The organism is Gemmatimonas sp. (assembly GCF_031426495.1).
Classification (GTDB): domain Bacteria; phylum Gemmatimonadota; class Gemmatimonadetes; order Gemmatimonadales; family Gemmatimonadaceae; genus Gemmatimonas.
In genome coordinates this window covers 199,088-225,433 of the sequence record NZ_JANPLK010000002.1, presented here as the reverse complement: position 1 = coordinate 225,433, position 26,346 = coordinate 199,088, and the positions used below count along the sequence as shown (strand labels likewise).

Below are 26,346 nucleotides of genomic sequence, written 5' to 3'. Positions count from 1 at the left end.
CATGACTCCTCCAACGGCTGCTACTTGAAGCGAATCCCGTTGGGGGCAACGGCTCCCTTGGTCGGTACGAAGGGCTTCACCGCCGGCGTGTTGCTCGGCGCCGGTCGCGCCGGACCTCGGTTGTTGGACGTGACATCACGCCGAGTCCCCCCCTCTCCCCGCTCGCCGCCACCCTGAGGCTTGCCGGTCCCACTGCCGCCATCGCTGCGCATACTGAGGGCGATCCGGCCACGGGCCAGATCGATCGCCTGCACGGTGACCTTCACCTTCTGTCCGACCTTCACCGCGTCGTTGGGATCCTTGATATACCGATCGGCCAGCTGGCTCACATGCACCAGCCCATCCTGGTGCACGCCGATGTCTACGAAGGCGCCGAAGGCCACGATGTTGGTGACCACGCCCTCGAGCACCATGCCGGGCAGCAAGTCCGACGGCTTCTGAATGTCGTCCCGGAAGGCGGGCGGCTCGAATGCGGCGCGCGGATCGCGACCTGGCTTCTTGAGCTCCGCCACGATGTCGCGCAACGTAGGCATACCGACCTCGTCGCTCACGTACTTGGTGAGCTCGATCGAATCGACGAGCGATTCGTTGCCCACCAGCGAGCTCACATCGGCCTTGAGGTCCTTGGCCATGCGCTCGACCAACGCGTAGCGCTCAGGGTGCACCGCGCTCGAATCGAGCGGATGCACGCCTCCACGCACCCGCAGAAAGCCGGCGGCCTGTTCAAACGCCTTGGCGCCCAGTCGCGGCACGTCCTTGAGGTCGGCGCGCGAGGTGAGACGGCCCCGTTGATCGCGCAATGACACGATGGCCTGCGCGAGGCCCGGGCCGATGCCCGCCACGTAGCCCAACAAGGCCGCCGATGCCGTATTCACTTCGACGCCGACGCGGTTCACGCAGCTTTCCACGATATCGTCCAAGCGCTGCTTGAGTCGCGACTGATTCACATCGTGCTGGTACTGACCGACACCGATGCTCTTGGGGTCGATCTTCACCAGTTCGGCCAGCGGATCCTGCAAACGACGGGCAATGGACACCGCACCACGCAGCGAGACATCGAGTTCGGGGAACTCGGCGCGCGCAAGATCGGACGCGGAGTAGACCGACGCGCCGGCCTCATTCACGACGACCACCTGCGGGCGCTCACCACCCACCGGCGGATCGAGCTCGCGCATCGCGGCCTTGGTCAGATTCTCCGTTTCGCGGCTGGCCGTGCCGTTGCCGATCGCGATGAGTTCCGGCGTGAAGCGCTGCAGGAGCATCCGAATCGCACCGGCGAACCGGTCTTCCTGATGCAGGTACAGCGTGTCGGTATGCACGAGCGCACCGGTGGCGCTGACCACGGCCACCTTCACGCCCGTCCGGAAGCCCGGGTCGAGGCCGATCACGCGCTTCTCGCCGGCCGGTGACGACAACAGCAACTGCTCGAGATTGCGACCGAAGATCGTGATCGCTTCATCGTCGGCGCGCGTCTTGAGCTCTACGCGCAATTCCACTTCGATCGCGGGTGACAGCAGGCGCTTGTAGGCATCGGTGGCCACCAGCGTGAGCTGCTGCGACGCCTTGCGGGCACCGATCACCTCACGTGCCATGCGCGCATTGATCTCTTCGAGCGGCGCTTCCACGCGCCACATCAACTCGCCTTCGGTTTCGCCACGACGGATAGCCAGCATGCGGTGGCTGGGAATGGTGCCCAGCGACTCGGCATAGTCGAAGTAGTCCTTGAACTTCGATTCGTCGCTCGCCTTGCCGGTCATCACGCTGCTCTTTACGACACCCTTGGCGCGTGTGATCTCGCGCACCCATCCGCGGATGAGCGCATCTTCAGCGACCTGTTCGGACAGGATGTCGCGCGCGCCCTGCAAGGCGGCTTCAACGGTCGGCACTTCCGACGGCTTCCCGTCGACCTCGGGCAGGAGATGTCCCGCCGCCGCGGCCAGTGCGGCGCCATCATCGAGCGAGCCGTTCCACAGTTCTTCCGCCAACGGTCCCAGTCCGCGTTCGCGCGCAATCATCGCGCGCGTGCGACGTTTGGGCTTGAACGGCAGATACAGATCTTCGAGCGCCTGCTTGGTATCGGCCGAGAGAATCGACGCCTTGAGCGCGTCGTCGAGCTTGCCCTGCTCGTCGATGCTCTTCAGCACCGCGGACCGGCGATCCTCGAGTTCGTTCAGATATTCGGCGCGCTCGCGCACATCGCGCAGCTGCACCTCGTCGAGACCGCCCGTCATCTCCTTGCGATAGCGAGCAATGAACGGCAGGGTAGAGCCCTCAGCAAAGAGGGCAAGCGTGCGCTGAACCTGTTGCGGATTCAGCGAGAGTTCCGTCGCGACGCGCGCGACGATGGCGGGAGCAATCGTGTCGGTCATGTGCGCGGATTCTACGCGTCAGGCGAGCCGAATTCCACGCCTTGCATTTTCCGTCGTTACTGCGCATCGGTGCTGTCCGACAACTGCTCCTCCAGCACCTTCACCCCCAGCCGCTCGCTCTTGATGCCAATGCGAAGGCGTCCGAAGATGCTCATGTACTGATTGGCGACCCAGACCACGGCGAACCAGGCGAGCACCACGCCGCGCCAGTCGGGCAGCAGAAATCGCCACCCGGTCATCCACAACGCCAGCAGCGCGACGTAGTGACTGAAGCAGTATTCGCACGTGAACAAGTAGAAGAACTTCCGCACGACGAGCTGGGATGCCTGCTCGCTGCGTTGCGCGCAATACTCACGCGGTTCTCGAAACACTTCCTCGTGTGTCACCGTCCACGCGGCACAGGCCACGGGAATCGCCAGCAGAAACAGCCAGGCGGTCTGCGTCCCAAGCGACGGCATCATCAGTTGCATCCTGCGACCGCGCTCTCCCAGAGCACCCGCCACCCCGACTTGCCGCGCGATAACACCGCCGCCCCCAGTGCCACGCCATCATCACGTCCGAATAACAGGCGAACATCGCGGGCGCCGACGTTCCGGAAGGCCAGCAGCGGCTCGGCCACCACCAGCTCTTCCTCATGCCCGGCGGCGCGCTCGTGCCATGCCACGGTCCATGCCTTCGCGTTGTCGCCGATCGCATCGACCACCACCACCAGACGCTCTTCCTTCGGATCGTCTTCCTGATTCACGCGACGGGCCAGCGTGGCCACGATGAACGCGGTGTCGAGCCCGCGCGCGCGCCACGCCCGCATCACCACGAACGGCAGTCCGCGAAACGTGCTGCTGGTGTCGTCGGCCAATCCCGACGCGAGGCGCGTGAGATCGGTCGCCAGACGTGCGGAATCCCGTGACGCCAGCCCCTCGATCGAATCGAGCGGGATCGCTGTCACGCGTCCCACCGTGAAGGCCGCCGTCCAGGGCGCCACGGTGACGCCCGCGTCCACCGCGAGCCGTGCCACCGGCCAGGCCGTGCACCCGTCATCCACCCGCGGCGCTCCCTCCACGGTCAGCCGCGCCATGCCGACTTTACCGCTTCGGGCGAAGAGCTCGAGGCGCCCGTCGGCCGACGCCGCACCAACGCCGACCGTATCACCGACGGTCAGCTCGCTGGCATCGGGACGAAGCAGCGAGCCCGCCATGAGGCCGCCGTCCACGGTGGGCAGCACGACGAACGGTCCGGCACCAGCGTCCCACCCGCTGCTGGACACGGTCGTAGCCACGCTGTCCGCAGTGCCCGTACCACCAGCAGCTGACGCCGAATCAGGATTCGATGACGACGGACGGCTGTCGCAAGCGACGGCCGCGAGCAGCCCCACCGCGCCGGCGATGACGCCAGCGCGACGAAAGGGGGCGCGAAGCGTGTCGCGGAGGCGGCTACGCCTGGAAAGTCGGGGATACGTCATGCGGCGTACTGGACAGCGTGGGTGTGTGCACGGACTATAATCTGCCGCAGAGTGATGCCCATTTCGAGACTCCTGACCAAGACTGCTCATGGCTGACGCCCGCACGGGATCCCGGAAGGGATGGTTGAACGCGCTCGGATTGCATCGATCCGAGTTGCGTGCCTGGGCAATGTACGACTGGGCCGTGTCCTCCATGCAGACGGTGATCACCACGGCGGTGTTCCCGATCTACTTCATTCAAGTGGCCGGCGCTGATCGGACACCTGAAGCCGCTACCCAGTCACTGGGCTACGCCAATACCGTCGCCGCGATTGCGATCGCACTGCTGGCGCCGATCCTCGGGGCAGTGGCCGACTTCAAGGCGGCCAAGAAGCGCTTCCTCTTCGCCTTCATGCTGATCGGCGTCGTCGCCACCGCCGGCATGTTCTTCATCGATCGTGGTGAACTGCTCTTTGCCTCCGCAATGTTCGTGCTCTCGATTGCGGGCGCCGCCGGCAGCATGACGTTCTATGAAGCGCTGTTGCCGCACATCGCGACCGAAGAAGAGATCGATCGCGTGTCCACCGCCGCCTATGCGATCGGCTACATCGGTGGTGGACTCCTGTTGGCCATCAATCTGGCGTGGATGAGTAACCCGGGCCTGCTGGGCCTGCCAACGGGTGACGGCATCACCCCCGATCAGGCCACACTGCCGGCGCGCCTCGCCTTTGTCTCGGTCGGCGTGTGGTGGCTGCTCTTCTCGATTCCCCTATTCCGCACGGTCCCGGAGCCTCCGCGCACCGTCGAATCGGACGAAGGCTCGACCGCGAACCCGTTTGCCGTCGCGTTTTCACGACTCGGCGAAACGCTGCGTGAAATGCGCCTCTACAAACAGGCGTTTCTGGCGATGCTGGCGTTCACGATCTACAACGACGGCATTCAGACCATCGTGAAAATGGCGACCGCGTTCGGGGCCGAAATCGGCATCGAACGCCCAGCGCTGATCAAGGCGATCCTGCTCGTGCAGTTCGTCGGTATTCCGTTCGCCTTCGCGTTCGGTACGCTCGCCGGCAAGCTCGGCGCGAAGCTCTCCATTCTGCTCGGACTCGTGGTGTACACCGGCATCTGCATCTACGCCTATGGAATCCACACGGAACGCGAGTTCTACATCCTCGCCGTGCTCGTCGGGCTCGTGCAGGGTGGCACACAGGCGCTCAGTCGTTCGCTGTTTGCCAGCATGGTCCCGAAGCACAAGAGCGGCGAGTTTTTCGGCTTCTACTCGGTGTTCGAGAAGTTCGGCGGCATTCTCGGTCCGCTGGTGTTTGCCATCGCCATCGGGCAGACGGGCAGCAGCCGCGGCGCCATCCTCTGGGTCATCGCATTCTTCGTGATCGGCGGCGCCATTCTGGCCACGGTGAATGTGAAAGAAGGCGAACGTGCCGCGCGTGATGCCGATGCGAATCTGCGTGGCGTGTGATGCCCCAGTTGCACGTAAAACGCGTCATTGATGCTCTATGAGCTGCTCAAGCCCGTCATCGGGGTCGCGCTGCATTGGTATTATCGCTCGATCCTGACGGAAGGGATCGAGCGCGTGCCGAAAGACGGTCCGGTGTTTCTCGCCGTCAATCATCCCAATGCGCTGGTTGATGCGCTGGTCGTGGGCTACGCCGTTCCTCGACGTGTGCACTTCACCGCCAAGGCAACGATCTTCGCCAATCCGCTCGCGACCACGTTCCTGCAGGCGGTCGGCGTCGTGCCGTTGCGACGCGCCAGCGACGAGAGCAAAGCGGGTGCCTCGTCGGCCTCGCCCGCGGACGCCGAGCGCAATGCGGCGTCGTTCGAAGCGGTGGCCGACGCGCTCGCCAAACAGGGCGCCATCGTGATCTTTCCCGAGGGCAAGAGCCACGACCTGCCACAGCTCGCGCCACTGCGCACGGGGCTGGCCCGCATGACGCTGCAGGCGTATCAGGCGCATGGCGTGCGCGGCGTCCGTATCATACCAATCGGCCTGCTCTTCGAACGCAAGGAAGCGCCGCGTTCGCGCGTGCTGATGCAGGTCGGCGAGCCCATTCATGTGGACCCGTTGGTCGATGCAGGCATCTCGGTGGCCACGCTCACGCAGTTGGTCACGGCACGTCTCGCTGCCGTGACGTTGAACTTCGATTCTCCGAGCGACGCTGAGCGTTTGCAGCGGGTGGGCGGCACACTCAGCGCGCTGCTCGAGCCGACCCCGTCGGTGGCCGAAGGCACGCCGTCGCTCGGACGCGTGCTCGAGCTGCTGCGACGCCTCGACCGGGTCCACAGCACGCTGCGGGCGCGCGACGACGCGGAGTTGCACACACGACTCGATGGCTTCGAAGCGCGCGTACGCGCCTTCGGCACGCGCCTCGACGAACGTGGCATCGACCCACACGATCTCGCGATCAGCGCCCAGGCCGCAGCTGGTATGCGCTTCGCGGTTCGCGAGGCCACGCTGGCGCTGATCGCCGCACCAATCGGATTCTGGGGTCGCCTCACCCACTTCGCACCGATCCAATTGGCCCGTCGACTGGCCCTGCGCAACGTGCAGGCCCTCGACGAACCCGCCATGCGCACGCTCGTGGTCGGGCTGCTGCTGGTGCTCGCCGCCTACATCGTGCAAACCGCGGTGGTGGCCTCGTTGGCCGGCGGGTGGTGGGCGCTCGCCTTCTTTCTGACCCTCGTGCCGTCGGCCAGCAGCGACCTGCGGTACGGTGACCGCACGCGTCGAGCCCGTGATCGCGCCCGGGCCTATTTCGCATTCCGCCGCGATCCGGCGTTGCAGGGGGCGCTGCTCGCCGAAGCTGACGCCATCAGGCAGGATGCCTTCGCGCTGGAGCGGCTGGCGGCGGAGCGGTGATTTGAGCTTCGCGAGGGCGCATCGCACGACAACAGCAGATCCGCGGCATAAGCGTTTTACGCGTGGGCGGAATGCCGCCGGTCAGTCGCTCAGCAGCCGCTCGTCCACCGGCGGGTACACGGGACCGCCGAGGTCCCAGTGCCACGCCTCGCGGCGCACCTCGGTGCGCGGGTCGCGCAGGGGCTTGTATTGAAGTCGTTCGGCGGGAATCCCTACCACGTCGCCGTACGCGAGCAGCCGCGCGCGGTCGGTGCTCACGAAGTGCACCATGGGGCGGCCCTGCCAGACGTGCCGGTGTAACCACAGCCCGCCGTCCATCGCGTAGATCATTCCGTCGCGGCGTTTCCGGAACTCCCGCGCCCCAGAGGCGAAGGTGACCTCGCGCATGCGAGAGGCACGCCGCTGGGCGTCAGGGTCGGACGCGATGGTGAATTCGAAACCGTTCAAAACAGATCAACTGTTGCTGTAGTGCGCCGAGCGTGGCGCGTTACGTAGCGCTATTGACAGTGTACAACACCCTCTGATGTCGCACCACCAAGCGGAGCCGCCTGGCCGTAAAACACCGCACATGTAAGCGGAAAAGCGGCCGGATGCGTGGAAGTGGCCGACCAGCCCCGCCCGTCTGCCTCGGCAATACTGATTGTCACGCCGTTCGTGCTGCTGAAGCTCAGGGCACCGACATTCGCCGCGTACGTCTCGTTGTAATAAAAATAGTCTTCCTGCATCGACGCGACGTTCTTCAGGTCGCTCTTGAGCGCCGCCGCGTACGCCTTGCCCTTGGTACTCTGGAACTTCGGGATCGCGAGGGCCGCCAGAATGCCAATGATGACCACGACAATCAGCAGCTCGATCAGTGTAAACCCCTGACGGGAACGGGACGGTCGCATGTGGCTTCCTCGGGTCGGCCCGGAACGATATGGTCCCGGGTGCTGGCATTGGGGGCGGATGTGGGGATCCGCGATACCCTCTTCCTTAGCAACCCGGGTGCCGCGCTCCTCGCACGATCCTAACCCGTTGCAAAACAATCGTTTACCACAATGCCGCCGGAGGTCTACCGCTGGGACCAGTCTCGCAGCGCCCCTGAGTTCATGCAAACTGCGACACCCACCCGTTCGCGAAACGAGGCAAGTCCCAGCCCCGTCACGACTTGGCGGCCACCCAGTCGTCGCCGACCCCCATCTCCACCAGCAACGGCACGTCCAGCGCCGCCGCCGACTCCATCTCCCGCTTCACCAGCGCCGACAACACCGACTGCTCGGCGACCGGCAACTCGAAGATCAGTTCGTCGTGCACTTGCAGCAGCATCCGCGAAGCCAGCCCCTCGCCGGCCAGCGCGTGGTGCACCCGGATCATGGCGATCTTGATCAGATCCGCCGCCGAGCCCTGGATCGGCGCGTTGGCCGCCACCCGCTCGCCAAAGGCGCGCATGTTGTGGTTTCGCTCCTTGAGCTCCGGGATGTAGCGACGACGGTGAAACAGCGTCTCCACATACCCCTTCGCCTTCGCCTCGACGACACAGCGATCGAGGAACGCCTTCACCCCGGCGAACCGCTCGAAATAGGTGTCGATGAACGCCTTCGCCTCGGCATGCGGAAGCTTGAGCTGCCGAGACAGCGCATGGGCGCCCTGCCCGTAAATCGTCGCGAAATTGATCGTTTTCGCGCGCGCCCGCATCTCGCCGTTCACATCGGCCAGGTCCACGCCGAAAATGATAGCGGCCGTTTGGCGGTGAATGTCACCGCCGGCCTTGAATGCCGTCACGAACGCCGGATCGCCCGACAAATGCGCCAGCAACCGCAGTTCGATCTGTGAGTAGTCGGCACTGAGCAGCCGCCATCCCGGCCGCGGCACGAAGCCCCGACGGATCTCGCGCCCCAGCTCACGGCGGTTCGGAATGTTCTGCAGGTTCGGGTCGGTACTCGACAATCGACCAGTGGCCGCCACCGTTTGGTTGAACGACGTGTGCAGCCGGTGATCGCGCGGATGCACCAGCTTCGGCAACGCATCGATGTACGTGCCTTCCAGCTTGAAGATCTCGCGATACTCCATGAGCAGCGTTGGCAGCGTGTGCCCTTCTTCGGCCAGCTCCTGCAACACACTCGCGTCGGTGCTCGGCCCGGTGGCGGTCTTCTTCTTCACCGGCAGTCCGAGCTTGTCGAACAGAATCACACGCAACTGCGGATTGGAGTTGATGTTGAACTCCTGCCCGGCCTCGGCATAAATCAGCTGCTCGACGCGCTCGCGTTCACTCTTGAATCGCGTCTTCAGCGATTCGAACCACGTGAGGTCGATAGCGATGCCGTCCCATTCCATGTCGGCCAGCACTTCAACCAGCGGCACCTCCACGTTGCGGAACAAGTCCGACATGCCGTGACTGCCCAGCATGGGCTCGAGCTTCGCCCGCAAGCGCATGGTGATGTCGACGTCTTCGCACGAGTAGTCACGTGCGGCATCGACCGGTACGACATCGAAGGGCAGCTGATTACGGCCCTTGCCGCACAGCTGCTCGTACGCCGTCATCGTGTGTCCGAGAAACTCGAGCGCCAGCAAATCGAGACCGTGTGAACGGCGCCCCGGATCGAGTACATAGCTGGCCAACATCGTGTCGAACTCGAGACCGGCCAATCGCACGCCGGCGCCGCGCAGCACGAGCACATCGTACTTCGCATTTTGCGCCAGCTTCTTCACACTCGCGTCTTCCAGCATCGCGCGTAATGGCGCCATCGCGTCACTGTCGAACGCCGGCAGATTCACCGGCGGCTCGACGCCCGCGTTCAACCGTCGGCCCGCGATGCCGGCATCACCCGACAACAACGCGAGATTGCCGCCGCCGTCCTCGTGACGATGCGCGAATGGCAGGTAGTATGCCTCGCCTGGCGCGACCGCGATCGACAAGCCGACCAAGCGTGCACGCATCGCATCGATCGTAGCCGGCGCGCCGGGCTCCGGCACGGTCTCGGTATCGAACGCGATAAACGGCACCTCGCCCACCCGGGCCAGCAGCGCCTCGAGGGCCGGCATGGTGTCGACCGTGACGTAGCGTGCGTCGGCCAGCACCGGCACGCCGCTCGCGCCCATCGTCATCGCCAGTGCGGCGGGACGGTTTGACGACGTCGGTGCTTCCGTGTCGGTCTCCGTCGGTGTTGGCGCCGCGATCTCGGCCGGCGCGCTGCCACCCAAATCCTTCAGCAGCGACGTGAACTCGAGCTCCAGATACAGATGCCGGAGCGCCTGCGTATCGGGGGCACTCATCTGCAACGTGGACGGATCGAGTGCGATCGGCACGTCCTGATGAATCGTGACCAGCTGCTTCGACAGGCGCGCTTCCGCTTCCTGCGCCAGCAACGCTTCACGCGGCCGCTTCTTCGCGATCTCGTGCACGTGCGCGAGGATATCCTCGAGCGCGCCGAACTGCGCGATGAGCTCCTGCGCACCCTTCTCGCCGATGCCCTTCACGCCGGGCACGTTGTCTGACGAATCACCGACCAGTGCGAGATAGTCGATCACGCGATCGGGCGGCACACCAAGCCGATCATTCGCGTTCTCGACACCGACCCACTGCTCTTCGACACTGGCCGGACCGCCGCGACCGGGATTGAGCAACCACACACCCGGGCGCACGAGCTGCTGAAAGTCCTTGTCGCCCGACACGATCACCACGTTGTAGCCGGCGTCCACACCTTTACGCGCCAGCGTCCCGATCACATCGTCGGCCTCGAAGCCGGGCACCGCGAGTACGGGAATGCTGTACGCCGCGAGCAACTGATTGATGCGCTCGAGCCCCCGATCGAAGTCGGCCTGCAGTTCGTCGGTCAGCTTCTCGCGCGTGGCCTTGTAGTCGGGATACAGATCGTCGCGAAACGTTGCGCCCGAATCATGCACCCAGCCCAGCAACTCCGGCTTGTGCGTGACCAACAGCCGCTTGAGAAACGTTGCGATCCCCCAGGCGGCCGAGGTGTTCTCGCCATGGCTTGTCACGAGCGGACGCGTCATCAGCGCAAAGAACGCGCGGTAGATCAGGGCGTAGCCGTCGATCAGAAAGAGGCGCGGTGCGGTGGGACGTTGCACCTCACTCACTGCCGCAACGCCATGCGCCGACGGATTGCGTTGTCGAGTTCCGCCCGACCCTGCGTGGACAAACGCCAGCGTCCGAAGCCGGTCTGATCGACGAACACGATTTGCACCCGCAGTTCGCGATACTCCCAGATCTGCTGCCGCACGCGCGCGTTTGGATCGGTCATGCCGGTGTCGACGATGTTGTCGGGATCGCCAAGGGCAACGAAGGCCGTGCCGCGATCGCTCTGCCAACCCACCGGGCCGTCATCGCGGAAGCGGATGTTGGCCACGCGAATGCGGCCGAAATAGTCGCGCAGTCCTTCATTCTCCGGCGTGCCGGGAATCGGATCGGTCGCCTTGAGAAAGGTCGCCCACGCCTCGGGGCGAAAGGCCGGCGTCGCATCGCGCAACGCCTTGAGTCGGTCGGCGGTCGTGAAGTAGCGGAGGTAGGAGAACATTTCGTCGAACGACGCAATCGGCAGATCATCGCCGAGGCTCACGAGCACACGCGCGCGCGCCGTGTCAGCGCGTCCCGGGACACTCACCAGCAGCGTATTGATGCCGATACCCATCTTGGCAACGGGCACACCGTACGTGGTGCTGTGTCCCTCGCCGCGCGCCGGCAATTCGATATCGGCGTCGAACAGCCGGGTGTCCCCTTCGCCCATGATGCGCACGTGGGCGCGCGTGGGCGCTTCGGCGCCGACGGCATCGAGATACAGCGGTAGTATCGAATCCTGTCCGAAGACCACCGTGGCGCGCGGACGGGCCAGAAGACGCGGCAGCGAATCGGCGGTGGTACGTGGAATCGCTTCGTACACCGGCAGCGGCGAGCCGAGCATGTCGCGCGACAGGCGCGGCACTTCAAGCTGTACCTCTTCGGAGGCGTTGCGGATGCTCGACTCGTCCTTGATGCTGAGGGCGACGCTGTATCGGCCCGGCGCCAGTTTCAGGAACTGCTGCCAGATGATGCTTTCATCGGTGCGCGAGGTTTCGCGAAACGTCGGCACCAGCACCTTCTCAGTGGCTTCGATCAGCTTCACCACCGTGGTGCCCTGCCGCACTTCGAGCCGCGCCACATAGCTCGCGGCGTAGCGTTCACCCTGGCGCGTGAAGCCCAGCACGCGCGACGGGAGGCTGAGCGCGATGAGCGTGAGCGTACTGTCGGGTGTCGGCGAGCGCAGGAAGGACACCGACGACACGAACGGAATGGCGCCCGTGCCCGCAATGAGGCCCATGCTGCGATACAACCGTTGCATGTCGGCGGGCGAGCCGGGTACGACGCCGGTGCCCAGGGCACCCGCGGCCCCACCGGGTCCCGGCGGTGCAACGGCTGAGCCCGGTCCGACGGCTGGTCGATTGCCGGAACAGGCGGCCAACAGGGCCAACGTGGTCGTGGCAGTCGCCACGAAGCGAATTCGAAGAGGCAAGGCGCGTGGGTTCACGAAACGCATTGTACCGTCCGTGCAGGCAGAAGGTGCCCGCCGTGGTTGCTGATCACCCGCTAAAGCCGTGCCGATCATACGAACTGGTCACGGATTGCACTTTATGTCCGGAAACTTCTTGCTGGTACCGCGCGTGGGCGTTACGTTCGCCCCGTGGCCATAGAGACGCTAGTCGGAACGACGCTGGCCGGCTATACAGTGCGTGGAAAAGTCGGCGAGGGCGGTACGTCTACCGTGTTTCGTGCCGATCATGCCACGCATGGTACAGTCGCCCTCAAGGTGCTGCGCGAGAAGCTGCAGCATGACAAGACTGCTGTCGCGCGATTCCTGCGCGAGGCGCAGTTCGGCGCACGGGTAGAACACCCGAACATCGTGCGCACCCTAGACTACGGTCAATCCGACAGCGAGCGCTACTACCTCGCGATCGAATGGGCCGGTGGTGAGATCCTCGACAAGTATGCCGAAAAGACCGGCCCGCTATCGTCGAAGGAAGTCGCCGAGATCCTGTCGCAGATCTGCAGCGCGGTGCAGGCCGCGCACGATGTCGGCATCGTACATCGCGATCTGAAGCCGGAAAACGTGATGTACGATCCGGCCACGCATCATGTGAAGCTGCTCGATTTCGGCATCGCCGCCGACACCGACGCCGCTCCCGATCAGCGGCTCACGCGCGCCGGCTTCTTCGTCGGCACGCTCATGTATGTGGCGCCGGAAGCCTTGTCAGGCGAACTGGTCGGGCCGGCCGCCGATCAGTACTCGCTGGCCACCATCGCGTATTTCCTGCTCACGGGCACGCTGCCATATACCGGCAAGTCGCCGCGCGAGCTGTTTTCCCAGCTTCTCACGCAGCCGCCGGTCGTGCTCAATAAGGCCAAGCCCAATCTGGCCTTTCCGGTGGCGGTCGAAAACGTCGTCATGAAGGCGCTTTCCAAGCAGCCCAGTGATCGCTACCCCACGGTCAAGGACTTCTCGGACGCCTTCGCGGCGGCCGCGCAGACCACCGCCATGGCCAGCGCCAGCAGTGCTCCGAGCGCCAGCAGCTCGACCAGCAAGTCGGTACCGGCGATCTCGGCTGACGGTGACGGTGAGGACAAGGGTGGACTCTTCGGCAAAATGAAGGGCTTATTTCGACGAGGCTAACCACCCTGCTCGCCGAACGGTCGGCCAAGCGGGGCGATTTCGTGCTGGCCTCGGGCCGCCGTTCCACGTTGTACGTTGACTGCCGCCTCACCACGATGAGCCCCGAAGGGCAAATGCTCATCGGTCGTGAGGCACTCGCCGCCCTCCGTGACAGCGGGTGGCCGGTCGATTCGGTCGGTGGTCTCACCTTGGGCGCCGACCCGATCTCCTACGCCATTGCCCACACCTCGGCCCTCGACGCCGACGCCGGCACCGGCGGGATGGTTCGATCCTTTACCGTCCGCAAGGAAGCCAAGCAGCACGGCACCGGAAAGCTGATCGAAGGTCCTTTCCAGCCCGGCGACAAAGTCGTGGTGGTGGAAGACGTGATCACGACCGGCGGCTCAGCCCTCAAGGCCGTCGAGGCCATTCGCGCCGCCGGCGGCGAGATCCTGGGCGTGCTGGCGCTGGTCGATCGCCAGGAAGGAGGCCGCGAGGCGCTCGAAGCGGTCGGCCTCAAGGTGATCACTTTGGTCACTGCCGCCGAACTCCTGCCGCTGATCCCACAGGCCTGAGCCCGACCTGATACCGCGCTCGGGCGTGACGCGTCTGTTAGACGTATGCACACGCCCAGCGCCCACACCCCGTATCAGGCCCTCTTCGACGAAGAGCGCGCCAAAGACATCGCCACCTTCCGGATCGCCGCCAAACGGCGGTTCTGGAGCACGATCTTCATCGCGGGTGTCCTCATCGCCGGCCTCCGACTGGGCCTCGCCGACGTGTCGCTGCCGGCCGTGCTCGCGATGTTCTGCACCGCCATCGCCACCAATTGGGCGCTCGCGGCTGTCGGTGCGTCCACCCGATGGTACCGACGCTGGTTCAAATATGTGTTCGCGATATTCGACACCGTACTGATCAGCGGCGTGGTGTATCTGTTCGGATCGCCGGTGCTGGTGCTCACGTACATCCTGGCGATCGTCCCCTATTCGTTTGACCGCGGACCAGCCCTCGGCTATCTCACCACGCTCTCGTCGGCCGTGGGCTTCTTGATCGCGAGTTACGCCTACGCGCAGGCCCGGCCAGCCGATGCCGCGCCGTGGCCGCAGGTGCTGCTCGCCGCGGTGATGCTCGTCGTGGTGGCGCAGCAGGTGATTCAAATGCCATCCAAGCTGATCACCCGGATCCGTCGCACGCGCGAACGCATGGCGCAGGTGGAGCGCGGTGACCTGCAGGCCCGGGCCGATGCGCGGCACGCCGATGAACTCGGGTTTCTCGAGATGAGCTTTAATCGTATGCTCGATGAGCTCACGCTGCTGATCGACACAGTGCAGCGCGAGGCTGATGAGTTGGCGGCAGTGGCCACGCAGGTACACGGCGCGGCCAGTGTCATGCAACGACGCGCCGGTGACGTGGCAACTGGCGCCACGGCGCTCAGCGAAGAGCTGGCCCACCAGCGCGAACGCGCGCGTGATGGCGTCGTGGCCAGTCAGGAAGCACGACGGACGGCCGACACGACGCAGCAGACGGCCGCCTCGACGGCGACCGACGCGCACCACGTGGACCGTGCCGCGGCCGCGAGTCGCGAAGCCATCGAACGCGCCGCGCAGGCCCTGCTGCGGGTCGGCAGCGATGTGAATGCCACCGCCGAACAGGTGCGACTGCTCGCCCCCGCGTCGGAACAGGTCGGTGATTTCGTCGCCACCGTGTCGCGCATCGCGCGGCAGACGAATCTGCTGGCGCTCAACGCCGCCATCGAAGCGTCGCGGGCGGGTGATGAAGGCTTGGGCTTCGCCGTGGTAGCCGACGAGATCCGCACGTTGGCGGTAGAAAGTGCACAGGCCGCCAAGCGCATCGCGGCCACCGTACAGCGCGTCCGCGATGATATCAGCGCCGCCGTGCTGTCGATGGACAGCACGGCTGATGTAGTGGCCGGCGCCGGGCATATCGCGCGTGACGCCACGCAGGCGTTGTCGGCGCTCGTGAATGGCATCGCGCGGATCTCGCATCAGAGCGATGATGTGGCCGCACTCGCCCACGCGCAGGCGCAACTCTCGGCCGGTGTCGCCGATGCGTTCGAAGCCCTCGACAGTTCATCTGATCGAGCCTCACTCGATGCACGCACCGCTGCCGATGCATCAATCGCACAAAGCGCCAGCATCGACGAGCTCTCACGCAGCGCCGCGCAACTCTCGCAAACTGCGGCCCGCATGCGCGCGGTGGCATTGCGGCACACGAGCGAGTTTGCCGTCACCACACGCACGGCGGAGTTTGCGGCGTTGGCGGCGGCTACGCCGACGCAGTCACGCGCGGGTGCGCAGACGGGCGTGCAGACTCCCCCGCCGGCACCAGCGCGGGGCGCGAAATCCATTGCGGCGTGACCTCGACCGGCACGAAGGCGACGAGCTGTTCTCGGCACCGCTCTCGCGACTTCAGGTGGACTTCTCTACACTGGTTTCGCGTCACTTAAGTCCCAGTGATCATGCTGCCGAAGACACCTCCTTGAGGGTATCCGCGCGCAACAGTTCATCGACACGTTCAAGTATGAGGCCGTTGTCCTCAGTCCCCTTCGGCTTTGTTCTCATGCCGTCGTTTTGCCGACTTCTTCGGCATCGTGAACACCCTTCAGCCTAAAACTGCTCAGACGAAAAGGTGCTCGCCTTGCTGGGGCGCTCCAGAGTTCTCACAAAGTGGAGCCTCCTGTAGTCTCAGGTCGATCCAGTTTCTCGTGCTCCTGCGGGTCTAGCTCATTGATTGAACACATGAAAAGCACTCGAGAAACGCTTCTTGCATTTTAGCAAGCTCCTTCATATTGTTGCGCCGGCCGACGAATGTTGGCCGACGCGGTATTTCTCAATTCCCTCGGAGCACTGTGATGTTAAGTGGCAAAGCTTCTTTGAAGTTTACTGTGGTTGGTCTTGGCGCGGTCGTTCTGATAACGGGTTGTGGAGATGCAGACATCCTCAGTCCGTTGCAAGTTCGAGAGGAACGCCGGGAAGTCGTCCCGTACGTTGCACCGCAGTTTGAGATGCGGATTTCCGTCAACAATCAGGGTTTTTTCTCTGGCTTCGACGCGGTTCTTATTCGAGACTCGAAGGGTGAGAAGGCAACGAAGTGATCTTCTGCATCCGGTACGCCCATACCAAAGCCGAGCGGAGGGCGTTACGGGGATCTATTCGAGCTAATTGAGCTCAACGCGAAGTCCCTAAATGTGAAGTATTTCCAGCGTTCAGATCGGCCTATCGGGTCACTCCTTGTGAGCCGAATCGACGTTGCACCGCGAGCCAGCGTTGATTGGGAGCCGATCATTTATCCCGTGGCAGACGCATCCGCTCCCCTCTCGGAGCAACTTGCACCTGCTCAGGTCGACGAGATCGTCACTGGCCTCGTGACGTGGTCGACAGCAGTCGCAAATGACGCTGTAGAAACTTACGAAGCAGACCTGATCAGTACGGAGTATTCAAGCCCACGCTCACCCACGAGTCTTTCAGGTTCAGGCAGCATTCGCATCTCGGATGCGCTCGGTACGCGCGGCAACAAAGCCGCGTTTGGTATTGCAGCATTTGACGAAGGTGAGGACGGCGGACCTTGTGACGCGCAGGAGCGAAACTACGCTTACAAATCAGGCTATCTCGTTGCTGGAGCGCTCGCCTTTGCCGGCGCTGCGATGGTTCCCGGACTGAATGTCCTAGCCGTGGCCGGCGGAATCGCGGGTATCGCGTTGCTCCAAAGTGAGTTCAACGATGCGCGAGCCGCGTACAGACAGTGCAGGCGTGAGCATCCTGACGCTCTTGAGTTCCGCTCGCCGTATACTTCGTCAACGCGATAGTCAGGCTTCCTTTTGCATCGCGGCCTTCGGATTGGAGGCCGCGATGCTTTCATGAGAACGGAGAGACCATGGACCTAGCACTGTGGCCAAACATCGGGTTCGTACTGTTCTCGGTGATTGGCCTCCTTTGGAGTCACTACTATCCTGGATATCGTAAGGGGCCTTTTGGCGCCGTGCTCATGGCGATCTGGGCTTTGTCGCTCGGGCTTGAGGCAGACGACCTTCCTTGGTTTGCTACGACCCTAGAATTCGCGAACGCCCTCATGCCAATCGGACTTCTGCTGATGTCACGCGCGGGCTACGAGCGCGCAAGAGACCTAGAGCGGCAATCCACTCGGCAGAATTAGCCAGCTTGTCCTCGGACCGTCGCACATCGAGAGGTATGTTGGGACGGCTCAGTCACGAGTGGCGTTTCAAAGGAGCATCCAAAAAGACGTGAGGTCTCCGCGACGTCTAGGAGCTTGAAATGGCTGGGCAGTTGAGTGGTTACGCAGACTTCCGCATCAAACGCACGGTTTGAAATCGGACTGCCCGAGGGCGGTGGTCGGCCTCGGGTGGCAGGTGATTGGGGCAGACGCCCGAGACTCGCGTGTGACCGTTCGCTGTTGTACACGTGGCTCGACTGCTCACCAACGTCACGGACTTCGTCGAGCGAGGCGAGGACCAAAGCATCGAGAGCTGCCGTGCGAAGGCGTTTGATATGCGCGTTCGGGTTCGGATTGCCGGGTTCGATGAAGTGGATATGAACGCCGTGCAGATGCGCCAAGTCGTTCGTCGCGTCTGCCAAGAATTCCTGGACGCTGTCCCAGCGGAGTTGGCGTGGCCGACTCTAGATGGTACGCATCTCCTCGAGCACGGCGATGATGCATACGCTCAGCAACGACACACCAAATACGATGGGGTGCGGCTCGCAATAGACCTCGCCCAATATGTTAAACAGGCGAGAGGAGAGGCCCGAGTGGAAGGAGTCGCCCGTGAATTCCATCGCCCAAGTGTCTCGCTGGTGATTCCAGAGAGTCCCCAGCGCCCGAGCTACCCCACGATCTCCAGTAGGGCCGTGATGATGCGCGCATCCGTGGCGGCCTGTGTCGATGCGTCGGCGATGGCCTGTGCGCGATGCGATAGGCCCGCTGTACCGGCATTACGATGGCACGCATCGTGGATGCGAGCTACAAGCGTCGGGTCAACACATCCTTGACCGCCACCAGCTCTAACGCTTGATCGGCGAATGTTCGTTTGCTCTTCGCACTCTCGAGCTCCAACGCCTTTATTCGCTCCAGTTAAGGCACGACGGCCGCACCGAACTTCTGCTTCCAGAGATAAGAATTGAGACGCGGCGGTCTCAGTCGGTCAGCGCAACAGTTCGTTGAACATCTCGGCGGGAGATTTGAAGTCAAGCGTCGCACGCGGCCGGTTGTTGAGCGCTTGCGCGACGGCGTTGAGCTCCCGTTGCGTGAGACGGGAGAGATCGAGCGAGCGCGGAAAGTACTGATGCAGCAACCCGTTAGTGTTTTTGTTGGTACCGCGTTGCCAGGGACTGTGCGGGTCGCAGAAGTAAACCTGCATGTCCGTGGCGACCGCGAACGCGCGGTGTTCCGCCGTCTCGTGGCCGCGATCCCAAGTGAGCGTTTTGATGAGATGCTCCGGCAAGTGTTGCAGCTGTCGCTGGAGCCGTTGCGCGACATGCGGGGCCGCCTTCGAGGCGAAGTTCACCAAGACCACATAACGCGTCCGACGCTCCGCGAGCGTCGCGATATAGGAGCTGCCGCGCCCCGTCAGCAGATCGCCTTCCCAGTGGCCCTGCACCGCTCTATCCTCGACCTCGGCGGGCCGCTCGCGAATGGACACCGCGTCGCGAATGCGGCCCCGACGGTCCGTGGGTTTCGTCCGGCGCCCGCGTTCAGTGCGCTGCGTCCGCAGGTGCGCCGTCAGCTCGCGCTTCAGCGCCCCGCGCGCCTGCAGATACAACGTCCGATAGATCGTCTCGTGCGACACGTGCAGCTCGGGCTGGGAGGGAAACTGCCGTTTCAACCACCCCGCAATCTGCTCCGGCGACCACTTGGCTTCGAGTTTCGCGGCCACGAGTCGGCGAAGCCGCACGCGCGTCGCGAGCTTACACCGCTTAGGCCGGCTCGCCCGCTCCCACGCCGCTGCCTCGGCGCGCACCGCGCGAAAGGTACCGCGACCGCCAGTGCGCCCAACTTCGCGGCTCACCGTCGACGTCGGCCGGCCGATCTGCTGCGCAATCGCGCGGAATGACAGCGCCTCGACCAGTCCGCGTGAGATCACCTCGCGCTCAGCCGCCATTAACGCGAACGCGGCGCGCAGCCGTGGAAGCTCGGCGATCCCGACCGCCTTCCGGATGTGCTGATAGACGCCAATCTCGGAGACCTGCAACGCCACAGCGATCTCCGCCAGCCGCTCGCCCGTGCGCCAGCGACGCCACACCTCTGCCCGCTCGCTCGGCGATAGATGGCCGCGTCCCTTTCGATTCCCCACGGTCCCCTCCCGGTAAGTGCAACTACCGACGATTCGTTGCACTCACCGATTGAGACCACCCGCCTTTATGCCGTGCGTTCGCGGCAGCTCGGCTACAGCGATACCGGCTTCCACCTGACGTGGAATTTCGTCGATCTGCGCGTCCGTGAACTTCGCCTTCTGCATTGTACACTCTAGAGCCCGGTCACGACGACACGCACGGCGGAGTTTGCGGCGTTGGCGGCGGCCACGCCGACGCAGTCACGCGCGGGTGCGCGGACGGGAGTGCCGACTCCCCCGCCGGCACCAGCGCGGGGCGCGAAATCCATTGCGGCGTGACCTCGACCGGCACGAACCCGATGAGTTGTTGCTGATAGGGTAGAATAAGTCGCTGGCGCATGTGCTCGAGCATCGCCTCGCCCGTGTGTGTCCTGCGAAACTCGGCCGCCCCACATTGCAAGGAATGCATCACATGCCGCGAGAAACTCTGCGGTGACGAGTATTCGAGCAGGAACGCGACCTGCGTGAGGCTGTAGCCCGGATTCTCCAGCAGTCGCGCCGCGCGCACCAACCGCGCCGTCGCGAGATATTTCTTGGGCGCTGGAATGCCGGCGCGAAAGAACCGGCTCATGAAGGTGGTGGGCACCACACCTAACCGCCGCGCCAACTGACGTACCGTGGTGAGTGAACGCGGCGCAAGAAAGAGCTCATCGAAGAAGCGCAGACAATCGTCGTTGGCGCCGGTGAGATCGGCGCGAATACGACGGATGGCCACCGCCTCGATGGTGGTCGACACTTCGCGATTCACGAACTGTCGCAGATCACGCCATCCGGCCGGATCACGCGCGTCCACCAGCGTCTGCACTCCCTGTTGCCCCAACGCGAGCAACGATTGGGTGGTGCGCGCTTCATTGCCGGTGAGCAAGGCCACCGCCGGCACGCGCGGAAACTCCCGAACCATGCGCGCCACCTGCGCGCCGTGATGCTGCTGATAGCGCGACACGGACACGATAATGGCCGACACCGGCTGCGTACGTAGATCGCGCAGCATGTCGTCGAAGCTTTCGCGATGCACGGTCGTGTAACTCCCCTGCCCCAACGCATCAACGCGCTGCCGCTCGGCTGGTGTGAGAAACGTCACGATAGATCGCGAGGGCGCGTCGTCCGCACCTGGCGCAGTCGTAGACTTCACCGGCGCCATCGGGTAGACCGTGGTACGAGCCTGCGATGTCGACGACGCTGCCAGCGACGATCTCAACGGGGATGCCATACGCGCCTCACTTACCGGAGGGTCCGTGTGGGGGGCCGGGGGCTGCGAGCGCAGCGGGCCGATCACGACGATAGGCTACCGTGGTGTCGTCATCGTGCCGTCACTGTGTGGCGATAGGATGTATTCCTTGGCAATGGAACCGCATTACGCTTCGGGCGTATCGGTGGTCCAGCTATATTTCTCTATCTCATGGATTGGTCGCCGGCCGGATGGTCGCGATGTTTGGGCGCAAGCTCAAGCACCGAGGAAAGTCCGGGCTCCACAGGGTAGACTGCCAGGTAACGCCTGGGCGCATGCGGCGTGAGCTTCGTGCGACGGACAGTGCAACAGAAAGCAAACCGCCGTCGTATCGGGTAACCGATGTGGCGGTAAGGGTGAAAGGGTGGGGTAAGAGCCCACCGCGCCTTCGGTAACGAAGGTGGCTCGGTAAACCCCAGTCGGAGCAAGGCCAAATAAGCGGCGAGAGATGACCCGTCTCGCAAGGACGTCGCAAGACGTCGAGTCGCGGGTAGGCTGCTGGAGCGTGTGGGTGACTGCACGCCGAGAGGAATGACCGTCCGGTGTTGGTGTACGCTCGCGTATGTCAGCACTGACAGAACCCGGCTTATAGGCCGGCGACTTTCCATGAGATCTCGGGACCCCTCACGGAGTTTCCAGTGGAGTGGCACGTGGTATCGAACAGATGACTTCCCTTGCCGCTTTGGCCGCTCGTACCGCGACATGGTGCGTGGCTGGCCCTTTGATGCTGCTGGCCTGCGCACCGGCATCGCCCACGCCGTCGCCCGCACCGAGCCCGGTGGTGGCTGCGCCCACAGCGGTGGCGCCCGTCGCCAGCAACCGCGTGCTCCTACCGCGCACGCAACCGCGCACGAACTGGACGGTCTCGGCCGTTACCCGCTTGAAGGTCAGCGGCGCCGCGATGCCGGCTGGCGTGTCGGACGAACAGCGCATCGACACCCGGGCGTTGGTGTCCATGTCCTTCGATCGCACCGCGAACGGTGCGCTGCGCGGATCGGGCCAAGTGGATTCGTTCACCGTGCGCAGCAGCATCGCCGAGAGCGCCAAGCAACTGGCCGCCGCGGCCGCGGCCCCGGTGCGACCATCGCTGCTGCAAATCGATGCCCTCATCGACAGCACCAATCTGCGCATCGTGACGCGTCCGCCATTGGCCAACGAATGCGACCGCCCCGAAGTGAGTGCGATGCAGCTGGCGCGTGAACTACTGGTGCGCATTCCCGACGGCGTGGCGGAAGGCGATCAGTGGCGCGACAGCACCGTCACGTTGGTGTGTCGCAACGGCGTGCCACTCACGGTCTACACGACCACGCGCTCCACGCTGGCCAAACTGTCGCGCGAGACATTGGTGCTGAATCGTGAGATCAGTACGACACTGGAAGGCAAAGGCGGAACCGCCTTTCGCGCCTTCGAACTCGTTGGCACCGGCACCGGTTCACAGCGCGTGGAGATCGCCGCGGCTACCGGCATTTTGGAAACGCTGCAGGGCACGAGCACGCTCACCATGCAGGTCGTGGAACGCATTCCGCCCGGAGCACCACGATCACAGCAAGTGCTGCAACGCGTGGAGATCCGGGCGGAACGACAACGCTGAACGGTGACCGCGTGGCGCTGATCAGTCCATCAAGCGCAGCGGCATCACCAGGCAGAGATACTTGGCCGGATCATCCCAGCCTTCGGGCTCGATCGTGGCCGCACGCTCCGGCGCCTTGAACGTGAGCCGCACCTGCTCGGTGGGCATGTAGCGCAGGATCTCCAGCAGATACGTGGCGTTGAAGCCGATATCGAGCTGGTCGCCGTTGTAGTTCACCGGCAGTTCATCAGAGGCTTCGCCCAGGTCCGGCGTGGTCACGCTGAACTTCAGCATACCGGTGTTGAACGACATCTTGATGCGGTGCGTCTGGTCGGACGCGATCACGCTCATGCGCTTGAGCGCACTGGTGAGCGCCGCCTTGTCGCACAGACAGAAGCGATCGTTGTCCTTCGGAATGACCTGTTCGTAATTCGGATACGGGCCTTCGACCAGGCGCGTGAACACCTGTGTGAACGGCGAACGGAAACCGAGATGGTTTTCACCACGTGCAATTTCGAGTTCTTCCTCAGCTGGGAAGAGACGCTTGATCTGCTCGAGCGCCTTGGGCGGCACGATCAAATCACCCGGCGGCGCACTGCTCGATTCCACCGGCAGTTCCATCTTCGACAAACGGTGACCATTGGTGGCCACCATGCGCATGCGATCTTCGCGCAACTCCCAGAGCACGCCATTGAGAATGGGTCGTGACTCTTCGGTGCTCACCGCGAACGCGACATGCGAAATGAGCTTCTGCAGTTCACCCGACTTCACGCGCCACGAATCATTGAAGCGCACGGTGGGGAACGTCGGAAACTCATCGCGCGGCAGGCCAAGCAGCTTGAACTTGGATCGTCCGCATTCGATGGTGACACGCTGTTCGCCGCTGGCCGAAACTTTCACGGGAGACGGCGGCAGCTCGCGCGCGATCTCACTCAGCTTCTTGGCGGGAATCGTGATCGCCCCCGGCGTTTCGACATCGGCACTGACTTCCGTGCTGACGGCGATGTCGAGGTCGGTCGCGGAGAAACGAATCCCGCGCTCGGTGGTTTCGACGAGCAGGTTCGACAGGACCGGCAAAGTGGTCTTGGCCGGTACGGCGGCGGTTACCGCCGCGAGTCCTTCTTGGAGTTTCTCGCGCGAGATCGTGAAGCGCATGCCCGTTGTGTGGAAGGACTGCTGTTAAAAAGAGTCTTAGAGATAAAACTGGTAGTAGCAGCAGGGCGTGTGGGCTTGTCTACAAACGCCGCAAGCTACATGTGCCAAAGCACTTCCGCCATGCCGCATCATGTGCATTCCATGTCGAGTAGTGCTTTTTCTCCGCATTGCTGCACATCGGGGCCCACGACTGGGGGGAAAGATGCGCGGCGATGTGGACGACTGGGGACTCAGGTCCCGAGTTGTCCAGTGGATCGGAGAGTTTCCAACATGCCCCGGACTTTCAACACCCGGTCGGCAAAACCGGGCTCTCCCCCCATATCCTCGGCCACCCGATCGAGCGAATGGATCACGGTGGAGTGATCGCGTCCGCCGAAGGCGTTGCCGATTTCGACCAGCTGGAGCGCCAGCAGCTCCCGACAGAGGTACATCGCGACCTGGCGCGGGGTCGTGAGCTGCTTGGTACGGGTTTTCGAGCGAAGCCCGTCGGGGGTAACGCCCCACTCGCGCGAGACCACCTGCTGAATGGTGGCCACCGTGATCGTCGTGGGCGGGATATCGGGAAAATCCGATGTCGTGGCGCTTTTGAGTTTGTCGCGGAGTGCTTCGCGGGCGAGCTCGATGGAGATCTCGCGGTGCTTGAGCGAGGCATAGGCCAGGAGCTTGATGATCGACCCTTCCAGCTCACGCACCGACGACTTCACATGCTGGGCGATGAACTCAATGACCTCGTCGGGGATGGTGAGCTCGAGGTGATCGAGGCTCGCCTTCTTTCGCAGAATCGCGATCCGGTGCTCGAGATCGGGGGAATCGACATTGGCCACCATGCCCCACTCGAAGCGGGAGACGAGGCGGGACTCGAGTCCCGGGATCTCCTTGGGGGGCCGGTCGGAGGTGAGGACGATCTGACGACCGGCCTCATAGATGGCGTTGAAGGTGTGGAAGAATTCCTCCTGCGTGGATTCCTTCCCTTTCAGAAACTGGACGTCGTCGACCAGCAGCAGATCAATTTCCCGGAAGCGGCGACGGAAATCGCCCATCTGTCCGGTCTGGATCGCGTTGACGAACTCATTCGTGAACTGCTCGGTCCCGACGAAGGCGAGTCGCAGCGTGGGGGTGCGTTTGAGCAGCTCGTGGGCGATACCCTGCATGAGGTGCGTTTTGCCGAGCCCCGTCTCTCCATAGATGAAGAGCGGGTTGTAGACCTTGCCCGGCGCTTGCGCGGCGGCTTGTGCGGCGGCGGCGGCGACGTCGTTCGACTTGCCGATGACGAACTGATCGAACGTGTATCGGGGGTTCAGTGGCGCCGACAAGCGCTGTTGGTGCGCCGTTAGTGGCGCTACCACAGGTGCTGGTGGCGGCTGTACGAACATGTCCATCTGCACCCGACCCATGCGTTCTTCTGCCACCTTGAAGCGCACCTTCATCGGGTGCCCGAGGGCGACAGCGGCGAAGCTGGTCAGCAGATCGGCGTGTTTGGACTCGTTCCAATCGGCTGAGAACTGGTCGGGGGCGCCGATGAGGAGGGTGTCTCCTTCCAGGCCGAGGGCGTCGGTGGGCTCGAGCCAGGTGCGGTACGTCTGCTCCGGGAGGACCTGCCGGGCGCGTTGGCGCAGGCGATCCCAGGTTTCGGCAGGCGTAAGGGACATGACAGGAGGTCGGGGTTCGGGCGGCCCCGGCCGTGGGCGAGAATCGAACGAGAATCAGGCGGGGGCGGCGAAGGTTACGCTCGCGTGTGGATAAGTCAATCGCGTCAGCGACGTGACACCAGTATCGCATTCGTGAGCGCAAGCAAGTTGACACGTGGATTGGGTCGGCGAGGGCAAATCGTTGTCGCGGGAGTACTTGGCGGGCTTGACCTCAAGCCAGTCCCGCGAGTAAATTCTAAGGCTGCTACCGAACGCGATCGACTGCGGGCCGTGGCGACTCTCATCGAATCACTGCGTTCTATACCGCGTTACCTCGAGCATTATTATGGGCAAGCCGACATACAATCCGCGTAACACCAAGCGAGTCCGCAAGCACGGCTTCCGTGCGCGTATGGAGACGAAGTGGGGCCGTGAGGTTCTCGCCCGTCGCCGCCGTAAGGGCCGCAAGGTGTTGACCGTCCAGATCCCGTCGAAGTATACCGGCGCCTGATTCCCGGTCGTTCCCGCGCGCGAAACGATTGACGCGCGGGGCCGATCTCGAGCGGGTTCGACACGAAGGGAAGCGAGTGCGCACCGCCTCAATGGATGTGCGCGCCCTAGCTTCCCTTCTTGACGTTCCTCGGGTGGGGTTCGTGATCCCCAAGTACAAGCACTCGGGTGTCGATCGGAACCGCCTCAAACGGAGGCTCCGCGAACTCATCCGCGTGGACGTGCTTCCCGAGCTCCCGCCGATGGACCTCGTGTTCAAGGTGCTCCCGGTGGCGTATACCAGAAACTTCGAGACGCTTCGCGCCGAAGTGTTGCAGGCTGTGCGAAAGATCGCACGGTGACTTCAACGTTCCTGCCGTGATCGCGAAGCTGTTCATTCTGATCGTGCGCGGGTACCAGCTGACGCTGTCGCCCATCTTCGGGGGCGCCTGCCGCTATTATCCTTCGTGTTCTGCGTACGCGATCGAGGCGCTGGAGCGTCACGGTGCGGCACGCGGAGGATGGATGGCTTTGCGCCGTATCGGGCGCTGTCATCCGTTCCGGCCCGGCGGATTTGATCCGGTGCCCTGAGCGCTCCCTTATACAG

The 26,346-nt window shown here is 63.7% G+C and carries 22 protein-coding genes and 1 other RNA gene; 11 read left to right on the top strand and 12 right to left on the bottom strand.

The genetic code is table 11. The features are described 5' to 3' along the window. Positions 1-20: 20 nt before the first annotated feature. The 3 genes from RMP10_RS01675 to RMP10_RS01665 are packed head-to-tail and all read right to left on the bottom strand — an operon-like array spanning position 21 to position 3,828. Positions 21-2,369, bottom strand: coding sequence for a Tex family protein (locus RMP10_RS01675; protein WP_309671052.1), 2,349 nt, complete (start codon positions 2,367-2,369; stop codon positions 21-23). A gap of 56 nt (positions 2,370-2,425) precedes the next feature. Next, positions 2,426-2,827 (bottom strand): hypothetical protein, encoded by a 402-nt coding sequence (locus RMP10_RS01670; protein ID WP_345785765.1) that lies wholly within the window; start codon positions 2,825-2,827, stop codon positions 2,426-2,428. A 2-nt stretch (positions 2,828-2,829) separates the two neighbouring features. Next, positions 2,830-3,828, bottom strand: coding sequence for a hypothetical protein (locus RMP10_RS01665; RefSeq protein ID WP_309671050.1), 999 nt, complete (start codon positions 3,826-3,828; stop codon positions 2,830-2,832). Positions 3,829-3,916: 88 nt separating this feature from the next. Here RMP10_RS01665 and RMP10_RS01660 point away from each other — a divergent pair, with 88 nt between their 5' ends. After that, positions 3,917-5,284, top strand: coding sequence for an MFS transporter (locus RMP10_RS01660; protein ID WP_310568753.1), 1,368 nt, complete (start codon positions 3,917-3,919; stop codon positions 5,282-5,284). A gap of 30 nt (positions 5,285-5,314) precedes the next feature. Beyond that, on the top strand, positions 5,315-6,685 hold the full coding sequence (locus RMP10_RS01655; protein WP_310568752.1) for a lysophospholipid acyltransferase family protein: 1,371 nt from the start codon (positions 5,315-5,317) through the stop codon (positions 6,683-6,685). Between the two features lie 81 nt (positions 6,686-6,766). On the opposite strand, the gene RMP10_RS01650 is transcribed toward RMP10_RS01655, so the two are convergent. The 4 genes from RMP10_RS01650 to RMP10_RS01635 all read right to left on the bottom strand — a co-directional run bounded on the left by RMP10_RS01650 (position 6,767) and on the right by RMP10_RS01635 (position 12,150). Beyond that, a complete protein-coding gene (locus RMP10_RS01650; RefSeq protein ID WP_309671047.1) occupies positions 6,767-7,072 on the bottom strand; it encodes a hypothetical protein in 306 nt (101 codons plus the stop codon). A 110-nt stretch (positions 7,073-7,182) separates the two neighbouring features. Continuing rightward, a complete protein-coding gene (locus RMP10_RS01645) occupies positions 7,183-7,572 on the bottom strand; it encodes a prepilin-type N-terminal cleavage/methylation domain-containing protein (RefSeq protein ID WP_309671046.1) in 390 nt (129 codons plus the stop codon). A gap of 253 nt (positions 7,573-7,825) precedes the next feature. Further along, a complete protein-coding gene (gene polA / locus RMP10_RS01640; protein ID WP_310568751.1) occupies positions 7,826-10,762 on the bottom strand; it encodes a DNA polymerase I in 2,937 nt (978 codons plus the stop codon). Beyond that, positions 10,759-12,150 carry a GWxTD domain-containing protein gene (locus tag RMP10_RS01635; RefSeq protein WP_309671044.1) on the bottom strand — a complete coding sequence of 464 codons (1,392 nt, stop codon included), beginning with the start codon at positions 12,148-12,150 and terminating at the stop codon, positions 10,759-10,761. The genes polA and RMP10_RS01635 overlap by 4 nt, the downstream gene beginning before the upstream one ends. A gap of 189 nt (positions 12,151-12,339) precedes the next feature. Here RMP10_RS01635 and RMP10_RS01630 point away from each other — a divergent pair, with 189 nt between their 5' ends. The 4 genes from RMP10_RS01630 (at position 12,340) to RMP10_RS01615 (ending at position 17,131) form a co-directional block, all read left to right on the top strand. Next, positions 12,340-13,326, top strand: coding sequence for a serine/threonine-protein kinase (locus RMP10_RS01630; RefSeq protein ID WP_309671043.1), 987 nt, complete (start codon positions 12,340-12,342; stop codon positions 13,324-13,326). Beyond that, positions 13,311-13,880, top strand: coding sequence for an orotate phosphoribosyltransferase (pyrE, locus tag RMP10_RS01625; RefSeq protein ID WP_309671056.1), 570 nt, complete (start codon positions 13,311-13,313; stop codon positions 13,878-13,880). Before RMP10_RS01630 ends, pyrE begins: the two co-directional genes overlap by 16 nt. 45 nt (positions 13,881-13,925) lie before the next feature. After that, entirely contained in the window at positions 13,926-15,683 is a 1,758-nt protein-coding gene (locus tag RMP10_RS01620; RefSeq protein ID WP_310568750.1) for a methyl-accepting chemotaxis protein, read from the top strand. Positions 15,684-16,618: 935 nt separating this feature from the next. Further along, on the top strand, positions 16,619-17,131 hold the full coding sequence (locus RMP10_RS01615; protein ID WP_310568749.1) for a hypothetical protein: 513 nt from the start codon (positions 16,619-16,621) through the stop codon (positions 17,129-17,131). Between the two features lie 1,350 nt (positions 17,132-18,481). On the opposite strand, the gene RMP10_RS01610 is transcribed toward RMP10_RS01615, so the two are convergent. The 3 genes from RMP10_RS01610 to RMP10_RS01600 are packed head-to-tail and all read right to left on the bottom strand — an operon-like array spanning position 18,482 to position 20,750. Further along, a complete protein-coding gene (locus RMP10_RS01610; RefSeq protein WP_310568748.1) occupies positions 18,482-19,630 on the bottom strand; it encodes an IS30 family transposase in 1,149 nt (382 codons plus the stop codon). A gap of 42 nt (positions 19,631-19,672) precedes the next feature. Then, on the bottom strand, positions 19,673-19,795 hold the full coding sequence (locus RMP10_RS01605; protein WP_309671038.1) for a transposase: 123 nt from the start codon (positions 19,793-19,795) through the stop codon (positions 19,673-19,675). A 19-nt stretch (positions 19,796-19,814) separates the two neighbouring features. After that, on the bottom strand, positions 19,815-20,750 hold the full coding sequence (locus RMP10_RS01600) for a helix-turn-helix domain-containing protein (RefSeq protein WP_310568747.1): 936 nt from the start codon (positions 20,748-20,750) through the stop codon (positions 19,815-19,817). 326 nt (positions 20,751-21,076) lie between these two features. Here RMP10_RS01600 and rnpB point away from each other — a divergent pair. Further along, an RNA gene (gene rnpB / locus RMP10_RS01595) (RNase P RNA component class A) lies at positions 21,077-21,502 on the top strand. A 104-nt stretch (positions 21,503-21,606) separates the two neighbouring features. Beyond that, positions 21,607-22,488 (top strand): hypothetical protein, encoded by an 882-nt coding sequence (locus RMP10_RS01590; RefSeq protein ID WP_310568746.1) that lies wholly within the window; start codon positions 21,607-21,609, stop codon positions 22,486-22,488. A gap of 21 nt (positions 22,489-22,509) precedes the next feature. Here RMP10_RS01590 and dnaN read toward each other — a convergent pair whose 3' ends face one another. After that, entirely contained in the window at positions 22,510-23,622 is a 1,113-nt protein-coding gene (dnaN, locus tag RMP10_RS01585; RefSeq protein WP_309671035.1) for a DNA polymerase III subunit beta, read from the bottom strand. Positions 23,623-23,852: 230 nt separating this feature from the next. After that, positions 23,853-25,271 (bottom strand): chromosomal replication initiator protein DnaA, encoded by a 1,419-nt coding sequence (gene dnaA / locus RMP10_RS01580; protein ID WP_310568745.1) that lies wholly within the window; start codon positions 25,269-25,271, stop codon positions 23,853-23,855. Positions 25,272-25,596: 325 nt separating this feature from the next. Between dnaA and rpmH the strand changes: the two genes are divergently transcribed. The 3 genes from rpmH to yidD are packed head-to-tail and all read left to right on the top strand — an operon-like array spanning position 25,597 to position 26,330. Further along, positions 25,597-25,761 carry a 50S ribosomal protein L34 gene (rpmH, locus tag RMP10_RS01575; RefSeq protein WP_309671033.1) on the top strand — a complete coding sequence of 55 codons (165 nt, stop codon included), beginning with the start codon at positions 25,597-25,599 and terminating at the stop codon, positions 25,759-25,761. After that, the gene (gene rnpA / locus RMP10_RS01570) at positions 25,748-26,101 is read left to right on the top strand and encodes a ribonuclease P protein component (RefSeq protein WP_309671055.1); all 354 of its coding nucleotides are present in this window, start codon (positions 25,748-25,750) and stop codon (positions 26,099-26,101) included. The genes rpmH and rnpA overlap by 14 nt, the downstream gene beginning before the upstream one ends. Positions 26,102-26,117: 16 nt before the next feature. Beyond that, positions 26,118-26,330, top strand: a complete 213-nt coding sequence (gene yidD, locus RMP10_RS01565) for a membrane protein insertion efficiency factor YidD (RefSeq protein WP_310568744.1) — start codon at positions 26,118-26,120, stop codon at positions 26,328-26,330. Positions 26,331-26,346 lie beyond the last annotated feature (16 nt).

Excerpts from the sequence above, each read along its gene's own strand:
- RMP10_RS01675 (WP_309671052.1), bottom strand. The coding sequence starts at position 2,369 with ATGACCGACACGATTGCTCCCGCCATCGTCGCGCGCGTCGCGACGGAA.
- RMP10_RS01670 (WP_345785765.1), bottom strand. The coding sequence starts at position 2,827 with ATGCCGTCGCTTGGGACGCAGACCGCCTGGCTGTTTCTGCTGGCGATT.
- RMP10_RS01665 (WP_309671050.1), bottom strand. The coding sequence starts at position 3,828 with ATGACGTATCCCCGACTTTCCAGGCGTAGCCGCCTCCGCGACACGCTT.
- RMP10_RS01660 (WP_310568753.1), top strand. The coding sequence starts at position 3,917 with ATGGCTGACGCCCGCACGGGATCCCGGAAGGGATGGTTGAACGCGCTC.
- RMP10_RS01655 (WP_310568752.1), top strand. The coding sequence starts at position 5,315 with ATGCTCTATGAGCTGCTCAAGCCCGTCATCGGGGTCGCGCTGCATTGG.
- RMP10_RS01650 (WP_309671047.1), bottom strand. The coding sequence starts at position 7,072 with ATGCGCGAGGTCACCTTCGCCTCTGGGGCGCGGGAGTTCCGGAAACGC.
- RMP10_RS01645 (WP_309671046.1), bottom strand. The coding sequence starts at position 7,572 with ATGCGACCGTCCCGTTCCCGTCAGGGGTTTACACTGATCGAGCTGCTG.
- RMP10_RS01620 (WP_310568750.1), top strand. The coding sequence starts at position 13,926 with ATGCACACGCCCAGCGCCCACACCCCGTATCAGGCCCTCTTCGACGAA.
- RMP10_RS01605 (WP_309671038.1), bottom strand. The coding sequence starts at position 19,795 with ATGCAGAAGGCGAAGTTCACGGACGCGCAGATCGACGAAATTCCACGT.
- dnaN (WP_309671035.1), bottom strand. The coding sequence starts at position 23,622 with ATGCGCTTCACGATCTCGCGCGAGAAACTCCAAGAAGGACTCGCGGCG.
- dnaA (WP_310568745.1), bottom strand. The coding sequence starts at position 25,271 with ATGTCCCTTACGCCTGCCGAAACCTGGGATCGCCTGCGCCAACGCGCC.
- rpmH (WP_309671033.1), top strand. The coding sequence starts at position 25,597 with ATGGGCAAGCCGACATACAATCCGCGTAACACCAAGCGAGTCCGCAAG.